A 9567-nucleotide genomic window follows, 5' to 3' on the forward strand; every position below is an offset into this window, starting at 1 on the left:
GGGGGAGAGCACCGGCGGGCGGGTGGAGGGCGTGCGCCGCGAGGAGCCGGTCCAGGCCGGGCGGGCCGGGCGCCTGACGATCGGGGCGAAGATCTCGGCGATCTCCTCCTTGTTGAGCGTCTCCTTCTCCAGCAGCGCCAGGACCAGGTTGTCCAGGACGTCGCGGTTCTCGACGAGGATTTCCCACGCCTCGTTGTGCGCGGACTCGATGAGCTTCTTGACCTCCTCGTCGACCAGCGCGGCGACCTCTTCGGAGTAGTCGCGCTGGTGAGCCATCTCACGGCCCAGGAACGGCTCGGAGTTGTCGGAGCCGAACTTGATCGCGCCCAGCCGCTCGGTCATGCCGTACTGCGTGACCATCGCGCGGGCGGTGGCCGTCGCCTTCTCGATGTCGTTGGACGCGCCCGTGGTCGGGTCGTGGAAGACAAGCTCCTCGGCGGCGCGGCCACCCATCATGTAGGCGAGCTGGTCCAGCATCTCGTTGCGCGTGGTCGAGTACTTGTCCTCGTCGGGCAGGACCATGGTGTAACCCAGGGCCCGGCCGCGGGAGAGGATGGTGACCTTGTGCACCGGGTCGCTGTTCGGAGAGGCCGCCGCGACCAGGGCGTGACCGCCCTCGTGGTACGCGGTGATCTTCTTCTCCTTCTCGCTCATGATCCGGGTCCGCTTCTGCGGACCGGCCACGACGCGGTCGATCGCCTCGTCCAGGAAGTGGTTGTCGATCAGCTTCTTGTCGCTACGGGCCGTCAGCAGCGCGGCCTCGTTCAGCACATTGGACAGATCGGCACCGGTGAACCCGGGGGTACGGCGGGCGACGGCCGAGAGGTCGACGTCCGGCGCGACCGGCTTGCCCTTCTGGTGGACCTTGAGGATCTCCAGGCGGCCCTGCATATCCGGGCGGTCCACGGCGATCTGCCGGTCGAAGCGGCCCGGGCGCAGCAGCGCCGGGTCCAGGATGTCGGGCCGGTTGGTGGCGGCGATCAGGATGACGCCGCCCTTCACATCGAAGCCGTCCATCTCGACCAGCAGCTGGTTCAGTGTCTGCTCGCGCTCGTCGTGACCGCCGCCCATGCCGGCGCCGCGGTGGCGGCCGACGGCGTCGATCTCGTCGACGAAGACGATCGCCGGGGCGTTCGCCTTGGCCTGCTCGAACAGGTCGCGGACGCGGGAGGCACCCACACCCACGAACATCTCGACGAAGTCGGAGCCGGAGATCGAGTAGAAGGGGACACCCGCCTCGCCCGCGACGGCGCGCGCGAGCAGCGTCTTACCGGTGCCGGGCGGGCCGTACAGCAGCACGCCCTTGGGAATCTTGGCGCCCACGGCCTGGAACTTCGCCGGCTCCTGCAGGAACTCCTTGATCTCCTGGAGCTCCTCGACGGCCTCGTCGGCCCCGGCCACGTCCGAGAACGTCGTCTTCGGGGTGTCCTTGGTGATCAGCTTGGCCTTCGACTTCCCGAAGTTCATCACTCGGGAGCCGCCGCCCTGCATCTGGTTCATCAGGAACAGGAAGACCACGACGATCAGCACGAACGGGAGCAGCGACAGCAGGATCCCGACGAACGGGTTCTGCTTCGACGTCGAGACGTTGTACCCGTCCGGGATCCCGCCCTGCTTCTGAGCATTGGCCTGCAAGGTCCGGGCGATGTCGAGGCCCTGGTCACCGATGTAGGTGGCCTGGAGCTTGCTGCTGCCCGAGATCTTGGCGACGTTGTCCTTGAGCTCGATCTTGATCTTGTGCTCGTCGCCGGTCGTCAGCTCGGCGGACTGGACCTGGTTCCTGTTGATCGCCTTGACGACCTGGCTGGTGTCCACCGACTTGTAGCCGCCGGACGAGCCGACGACCTGCATCAACACGACCACGGCGAGGACGGCCAGCACGATCCACATGACCGGCCCACGGAAGTAGCGCTTCACGTCCATCCATACGGGGCGATGCCGCCCCGTCCCTCCTGCCACAGTGAGGCACGGCAGCCCTGGAGGGGCGCCTGTGCGTGCGGTGTATTGCGGTGTATTTGCGGTGTATGAGCTGTGTAATCCTCAGTCTCAAAAAGACTGACCTTCGGACGGTACCCCAGCATTGTCACCCGACGCCGCCGTGGACTGTTAACAAATCCGCCTTCCCCTGCTCCAACGGCGGGAAACCGCGCCAGGTTCCCAGGCGGTTCCTCTGCCATCCGAGAAGGGGCTGAGCGCCCTCCGGGAAGGGCGCTCAGCCGCCGTACACGTGCGGGGCGAGCGTGCCGACGAAGCGCAGGTTGCGGTACTTCTCGGCGTAGTCGAGGCCATAGCCGACGACGAACTCGTTGGGGATGTCGAATCCGACCCATTTCACATCGATGGCGACCTTGGCCGCCTCCGGCTTGCGCAGCAGGGTGCACACGTTCAGCGAGGCGGGCTCGCGCGAGCCCAGGTTGGACAGCAGCCACGACAGGGTCAGGCCGGAGTCGATGATGTCCTCGACGATCAGGACGTGCTTGCCCTTGATGTCGGTGTCCAGGTCCTTGAGGATGCGGACCACGCCCGAGGACTGGGTGCCCGCGCCGTACGAGGACACGGCCATCCAGTCCATGGTGACCGGGGTGGACAGGGCGCGTGCCAGGTCCGCCATGACCATTACCGCGCCCTTGAGGACTCCGACGATCAGCAGATCCTTGCCCGCGTACTCCGCGTCGATCTTGGCGGCCAGTTCGGCCAGCTTCGCGTTGATCTCTTCCTCGGTGATGAGGACCGACTTGAGGTCGGTGCCCATGTCCTTGTCGTCCACCCGCGCCACTCTCGTTAGGGTTACCGGCTCTACTGGCTGGGCGGGTCAGCCCTGCCGGATGACCAGTCTGCCACCCTCCCGGCGGACCTCCACGCGGCCCGGGAGGTTGAGGGCCCGCTGACCGCGCCAGCCGGTGATCAGGCGGTCCACCTCTTCGATGTGGCGGGCGAAGAGCGAACCGGCGGGGGCGCCCGCGGCGATCGCGGCGCGGCGCAGCACCCGGCGGCGGACGGCGGGGGGCAGGGCGTGCAGCCCGACGGCGTCGAGCTCGACGGCGTCGGGTTCGACGCCGTCGGGTTCGACGCCGTCGGGTTCGGCGACGCCGGATTCGACTGCGCCGGGTTCGGCGGGGGCCTCGGCGTCGGCCGGGGCGGCCTTGGCGGGCCGTACATCGGTCCGCACCTCCGCCTCCGCCCGGGCGGCCCAGGCGTCGAGCGCGTCGGCGTCGTCGCGCGAGAGCTGGGCGGTGCGGGCCAGCGCCTCGACGACGCCCTTGCCGAGGGCCTTCTCCAGGATGGGCAGCGCCTCGTGGCGGACCCGGGAGCGGGTGTAGGCCGGGTCCACGTTGTGCGGGTCGTCCCAGACGGGCAGCGACTGGGCCAGGCACGCCCGGCGGACGGTCTGCCGGTCGAGCCGCAGGAAGGGGCGGCGGTAGCGGCCGCCCGCCCCGGAGACCTGGGCCATACCGGACAGCGAGCGGATACCGGAGCCGCGGGCCAGCCCCAGCAGGACCGTCTCGGCCTGGTCGTCGCGGGTGTGGCCGAGCAGCACGGCGACCGCGCCATGGCGCTCGGCTGCGGTGTCGAGGGCGGCGTAGCGCGCGTCACGGGCGGCGGCCTCGGGGCCGCCGTCCCGGCCGACGGACACGCCGATGCACTCGACCGGTTCGAGCCCGAGCAGCCGCAGCCGCTCGGCGACCTCGGCCGCGCGCACCTCGGAGCCGTCCTGCAGACCGTGGTCGACGGTGACCCCTCCGGCGCGCACCCCGAGCTTGGGGGCTTCGAAGGCGAGGGCGGAGGCGAGCGCCATGGAGTCGGCGCCGCCGGAGCAGGCGACGAGCACCAGGGGCGCCGCGGCGCGGGTGGGGGGCGAGGTCGAAGGGTCGACGAGTACGTCGTGGAGGACGCGGCGGACCGCCAGGCGTATCGCGGCGACCGCTGGATGGGGACCCATGTCCGTTTCCCATCTGTCGTTCGAGGGGGTGCCTCGGGGCCGTTACGAGGGTTTCGTCACACAGAGTTCGTCACGCTGAGTACGTCGATGGTGACAGAAGCGCGCTGTTCCCCGAGCATCGCACGCCTACCCGTCGCTCACGGTCCCTCGGACGGGTGATTAGGAGGGCATGGTGCTCCTATGACTCCGTCCTACGGTGCACCCGCGCGACCCAGTCCGCGGGTTCGCTGATCTCCGTTTTGGTCGGAAGCGTGTTCGGAGAGGTCCAGACGCGGTTGAAGCCGTCCATCCCGACCTGGTCCACGACGGACCGTACGAACCGCTCCCCGTCCCGGTACTGCCGCAGCTTGGCGTCGAGCCCCAGCAGCTTGCGCAGCGCCTGGTCCAGCCGGCCCGCGCCGCTGGCCCGGCGCTTCTGGAACTTCTCGCGGATCTCCGCGACGGACGGCACGACCTCGGGCCCCACCCCGTCCATCACATAGTCCGCATGCCCCTCGAGCAGCGACATCACGGCGGTCAGCCGGCCCAGAATCTCCCGCTGGGCCGGGGTCTGCACCAGCTCGATGATGCTGGGCGTACTGCCCTCCCGGTCGCCGTCCGCCTCCGGGCGGCCGCCGCCCAGCGACTGCACGGCCTCGCGGAACCGCTCCAGGAGGGTGGCCGGGTCCACCTCGGTCTCGCCGAGGAAGGCCTGGATCTCGGACTCGATGTGGTCGCGCAGCCAGGGCACCGCGGTGAACTGCGTACGGTGCGTCTCCTCGTGCAGACACACCCACAGCCGGAAGTCGTGCGGGGCGACGTCCAACTCGCGCTCGACGTGCACCACGTTGGGCGCCACCAGCAGCAGCCGCCCGCCGCCCGAGGAGGCGGGCAGATCGCGGCTCGGCGGGGCGAAGGTCTCGTACTGGCCGAGCACCCGGGAGGCCAGGAAGGACAGCAGCATCCCCAGCTCCACCCCGGTGACCTTGCCGCCGACCGCGCCGAGCACAGCGCCGCCCGGCAGCCCCCCGCGGCGCTCCTGCATCTTGCCCAGCAGCGGCTTGAGCACTTCGCGGAAGCCCGCCACATTCGCCTTGATCCAGCCCGCGCGGTCCACGACGAGAACCGGGGTGTCCGAGCCCGGTCCGCCCGCCGGGGCCATTCGGGTGAACGCCCGGACGTGCTCCTCCGACGACTTGGCGTACCGGCGCAGCTCCGCGACGACGGCGCGCGCCTCGTCCCGGCTCACGTCGGGGCCCGGCCGCACCAGCCGGGTCGCGGTCGCGACCGCGAGGTTCCAGTCGACCATCTCCGCACCACCGATGCTCGTCATGGCTTCACGGTACGTGGCGCGCGGTCCTTCCGGGAGGCGACGAGGTCATCAGCGGCAGCCGCAGTTCGCGAGTGCGGACGCCATGCGGTCCAGTGCGCGCTGTGCGCCCTGGGGGTCGGTGGTTCCGTTCGTCATAAACGCGAAGACCAGAAGGCGGCCGTCCGCGTCGACGACGGTGCCCGCAAGCGTGTTGACGCCCGTCAGGGTCCCGGTCTTCGCGCGGACCACGCCGCGGCCGACCGCCTCCTGCGCATAGCGGCCGCGCAGCGTCCCGGTGAAGCCGGCCACCGGCAGTCCGGTGAGGACCGAGCGCAGCTCGGGGTGGTCGGGGTCGGCGGCGCGCACCAGGACCTGGGCGAGCAGGGCCGCGGACACATGGTCGGCTCGGTCCAGGCCGCTGCCGTCGACGATACGGGCGCCCGACAGCGGCAGCCGGAGCTTGTTCAGCCGGTCCATGACGGCCCGCCCCGCGCCGTCGAAGCTGGCGGGTTCGCCGGCGGCGATGGCGGTCTGCCGGGCGAGGGCTTCGGCGATGTCGTTGTCGCTGTTGGTCAGCGCCCGCTCGACCAGGGAGGACAGCGGCTGGGAGCGGACGGTGGCGAGCGGCCGCGCCTTCTTCCCGTCCTTGGCGGCTTTTACGGACTGCGGCTCACCCTTCACGTCGATCCCGCGGTCGCGCAGCATCGTGGCGAACTCCTCCGCCGCGTCGGCGGCGGGGTCGTGGGAGCGGGGGGCCGGGCCGTGGTCGCTGTCGTCCAGGCGGCCCTCGTCGACCATGAGGGGGGTGACGGGGGAGATGTTCTCGTTGGGTCCGATCGGGTGCAGCACCGGGCCGGAGTAGAGCGAGGTGTCGTAGCCCAGCCGGACGCTTTCGGTGCCGCTCTTCTTGAGCGCGGACGCCGTTTTGTCGGCCAGTTTGCGCAGGCTGGCCGGGGCGCCGGCGCCCTTGGTGGCGCGGGCGGTGAGGGTGGGGTCGCCGCCGCCGACCAGCACGATGCGGCCCTTGTCCTTGCCCTTGCCCTTTGCCCCGCCCTTCGCACCGTCTCCGGGGACGACGACGGTGGTCTCGATGCGGTGGTCGGGTCCGAGGGCGGAGAGCGCGGCGATGCCGGTCGCCAGCTTGATGATCGAGGCGGGCACCGCCTGGGTGTCCGCCTGCGCCCCGTACAGCTGTCGCCCGGTCGCCGAGTCCACGACGGACACCGAACGCGGTTTGCCCAGCGCCCCGTCGTCCAGCAGCGGCTCCAGCGCGTCGGCCAGGCCCGCCCGGGTGGGCTGCGGGACCGCGTCGTCGCCGCTGTCCGGGGAGGGCGCGACGGCGGCCGTGCCCAGGGGGGCCAGCACCGGCGAGGCGCTGGGCACGGACCGCCCGGGGCCCTCGCCGTGACGCTCGCCACCTGTGCCGGGACTCCCGGCGGCGCGGGCCCGCTCGGCCGTACGCTGCCCGGAGTCCCACGGCCCGGCCGCGAACACCGTCGCGACCGCCACCACCAGGCCGACGACGGCGGAGATCGCCGACAGTCGCCACGTCAGCCGCTGCTCCACCGTGGCGCTCCGCCACCGGCCCGTGGCGCTCTGCCACTGGCTCTGCCACCACCTGACCTGCCACGATCTGGCTTCAGGCACGTCGGACCAGCCCCTTTCGCCACCACACACCTGCGTGGGGGACACTTAATCACCAGACGTATGTGTTGATCATGGAGGAGCCACCCGTGGAGTTCGACGTCACCATCGAGATCCCCAAGGGTTCGCGCAACAAGTACGAGGTGGACCACGAGACAGGGCGCATCCGTCTCGACCGTCGACTCTTTACTTCGACCAGCTACCCGGCTGACTACGGCTTTGTGGAGAACACCCTCGGCGAGGACGGCGACCCGCTGGACGCGCTGGTCATTCTGGACGAGCCGACCTTCCCGGGCTGTCTGATCAAGTGCCGCGCGATCGGCATGTTCCGGATGACGGACGAGGCCGGCGGCGACGACAAGCTGCTGTGCGTGCCCGCGTCCGACCCGCGGGTCGAGCACCTGCGTGATATTCACCACGTTTCGGAGTTCGACCGCCTGGAGATCCAGCACTTCTTCGAGGTCTACAAGGACCTGGAGCCGGGCAAGTCGGTCGAGGGGGCCAACTGGGTGGGCCGCGCCGAGGCCGAGGCCGAGGTCGAGGCGTCCGTGAAGCGGCTGGAGGCCGCGGGCGGCGCGCACTGAGCGTGCCGACTTCTCTTGAGTTGCGCTGAGCCTTTGAGATGCGTGGGGCCTTTGAGATGCGCTGGGCCTTTGAGTTGCGCTGAGCCTTAAAAGCTTCGAGGGCTGTGACAGAGGGCGGACCGGTTTTCCGGTCCGCCCTTTGTGTGCTTCGCCGTGGTGCACCAGGCGTCAGAAGCCGCGGGTGCGCTTGGCGGCGCGGCGGCCCGACGCCTCGGTCTCGGGCCGCGGGGCCTTCAGGAACAGGCGCGCGGCCTCGTTGCCCAGGTTCACCCCGATGGCGATGGCCAGGGCCAGCGCCACCGCCTGGGTGAGATGGGCGATACCGCGGTCCAGATTGCCCTGGGCCAGCGCCAGCAGGCCGAAGTACGTGGCGCTACCGGGCAGCAGCGGCCCGATGGCGGCCGTGACGTACGGCAGCGCGGACGCGTAGCGATAGCGGGACAGCATCTGCCCGAAGAGCCCCACCAGCCCGGCGGCGACCGTCGTGGCGGCGACCGCGGGGACGCCCGCGGTGTTGTGCAGCGCGCCGTAGACGACCCAGGCGACCCCGCCGTTGAGGGTCACGAACAGCACGGTGTGACGTTCCTGCTGGAGCAGGATGGAGAAGGTCAGCGCAAGCAGCATCGCCGCGACGATCTGCACCACCGGCCGGTCGACCTGGCGCAGCGTCGCCTCCGGGTTGAGCTTCGCGTCCAGCTGGAGACCCCCGTACAGCACGGTCAGCACGCCGCACACGATCCCGACGATCAGATAGGCGACCTCCAGGAGCCGGGCCGCGGCGGTGATGTAATAGCCGGTCAGCCCGTCCTGGACGCCCGCCACCAGCGCCCGCCCGGGGATCAGCGCGAACAGCCCACCGGTGATCACCGCGGAGGACTGCAGCCCCACCCCGGCCAGGCTGAGCGCGACGCCCATCGCGGCGGGCGGCATCGCCGCGGCCACGAACTGGTAGAACTCCGGCAGTCCGCGCCCCGAGGCCAGCCAGGCCAGCCGGTCGCCGAACATCGCGCCGACCGCCGCCGCGAAGAAGACCGGCCAGTCGCCGCCGACCAGCATGCTCGCCGCGCCGGCCAGGGCGCCGCCGGCCAGGGTGAGCGCCCATCCGGGGTAGGGGTGGCGGTTACGGCGGATCTCGGCGAGGCGGCGGTATGCCTCCTCCAGGGTGAAGTCCTCGCCGGAGGTGATGTCGTCGACCAGCCGGAAGACGGCGGACAGCCGGGTGTAGTCGGTGCCCCGGCGGCGTACGGTCCGGCTGGCGGTGACCGGGTCGTCGACGAGCGAGGGCTGGTAGCTGACCGAGAGCAGGGTGAAGGTGACGGTCGGCTCGCAGCGGTCGAGCCCGTACGCATGCGCCACGCCGAACATCGCCGCCTCGACGTCCTCGGCCCCCTCCCCGCCCGCGAGCAGCAGCTCGCCGATGCGCAGGATCAGGTCCAGTACGCGCGGCACGGCGGGCCCCGCCTCGTCCTGCCGCTCCTGGCGCTCGGGGGCCGGGCGCTCGCTGATCGGCATGCGGAGCATGGTGCGCATCCGGTCCTGCCAGGGGCCCTCATGGATGAGCTGGAGAGCGGGGATGCCGTTGGGCGGGGTGAACGCCGGGAAGTTCGCGGCCTGGCCGGTCTGCGGGCCGGTCTTGACCCCGGCGGGCGGTACGAAGGCCGAGCCCTCGGTGTCGGTGGCGGACTCGGACCCACCGGAGCCCAGCCCCTCGGGAACGGCGAACTCGGAGGTGGGGTGGTCGTCCTCGGGCACGGGCGGCAAGGGCATCCCGAGCGGCGGGGTGAAGGCGCTGTGCGCCTCGTCCGACTGCGGTTTACGGCTCCCCGCCGCCTCCGCTTCCGGCACGCTCGCACCGCGCTGACCGCGCTGTCGTTCGGACCCCACGTCGCTTCGCTCCTCACCCGCCCCTGTGCCTGATGTGCGCCGGCCGCCATGCAGTATGGCGGCCACCGAGCCCATTGTGCGGGTCGATGGCCGCCATCCGAAGGGTGGGGCGGTGGGAAGGGAGGCGCGTGGGGGTTGTGGGGTTTGTGGGTGTGGGATCTGGGAGTGTCGGGCTGCTGGGCGTCAGCGCTTGGTGTGGCGGCCGCGTGACGCCTGGCCTGCTG

General features: G+C 70.9%; 7 protein-coding genes. 1 reads left to right on the top strand and 6 read right to left on the bottom strand.

Features of this window, described 5'->3' with window-relative positions; genetic code table 11:
* The 5 genes from ftsH to dacB all read right to left on the bottom strand — a co-directional run.
* The coding region (ftsH, locus tag CCN51_RS09500) for an ATP-dependent zinc metalloprotease FtsH (RefSeq protein ID WP_211303214.1) at positions 1–1923 on the bottom strand (1923 nt) is incomplete at its 3' end.
* Between the two features lie 289 nt (positions 1924–2212).
* Positions 2213–2752, bottom strand: coding sequence for a hypoxanthine phosphoribosyltransferase (gene hpt, locus CCN51_RS09505; protein ID WP_043491089.1), 540 nt, complete (start codon positions 2750–2752; stop codon positions 2213–2215).
* A gap of 60 nt (positions 2753–2812) precedes the next feature.
* Positions 2813–3940 (bottom strand): tRNA lysidine(34) synthetase TilS, encoded by a 1128-nt coding sequence (tilS, locus tag CCN51_RS09510; protein ID WP_014178501.1) that lies wholly within the window; start codon positions 3938–3940, stop codon positions 2813–2815.
* A gap of 178 nt (positions 3941–4118) precedes the next feature.
* Positions 4119–5252 (bottom strand): zinc-dependent metalloprotease, encoded by a 1134-nt coding sequence (locus CCN51_RS09515; protein ID WP_014178500.1) that lies wholly within the window; start codon positions 5250–5252, stop codon positions 4119–4121.
* A 48-nt stretch (positions 5253–5300) separates the two neighbouring features.
* Positions 5301–6878 carry a D-alanyl-D-alanine carboxypeptidase/D-alanyl-D-alanine endopeptidase gene (gene dacB / locus CCN51_RS09520; RefSeq protein ID WP_106436407.1) on the bottom strand — a complete coding sequence of 526 codons (1578 nt, stop codon included), beginning with the start codon at positions 6876–6878 and terminating at the stop codon, positions 5301–5303.
* Positions 6879–6964: 86 nt separating this feature from the next.
* Between dacB and CCN51_RS09525 the strand changes: the two genes are divergently transcribed.
* Positions 6965–7459 carry an inorganic diphosphatase gene (locus CCN51_RS09525; RefSeq protein WP_014178498.1) on the top strand — a complete coding sequence of 165 codons (495 nt, stop codon included), beginning with the start codon at positions 6965–6967 and terminating at the stop codon, positions 7457–7459.
* A gap of 168 nt (positions 7460–7627) precedes the next feature.
* Here CCN51_RS09525 and CCN51_RS09530 read toward each other — a convergent pair whose 3' ends face one another.
* On the bottom strand, positions 7628–9343 hold the full coding sequence (locus tag CCN51_RS09530; protein ID WP_014178497.1) for a threonine/serine exporter family protein: 1716 nt from the start codon (positions 9341–9343) through the stop codon (positions 7628–7630).
* Between the last annotated feature and the right edge of the window lie 224 nt (positions 9344–9567).

The organism is Streptomyces milbemycinicus, assembly GCF_002154605.1.
Taxonomy (GTDB): domain Bacteria; phylum Actinomycetota; class Actinomycetes; order Streptomycetales; family Streptomycetaceae; genus Streptomyces; species Streptomyces milbemycinicus.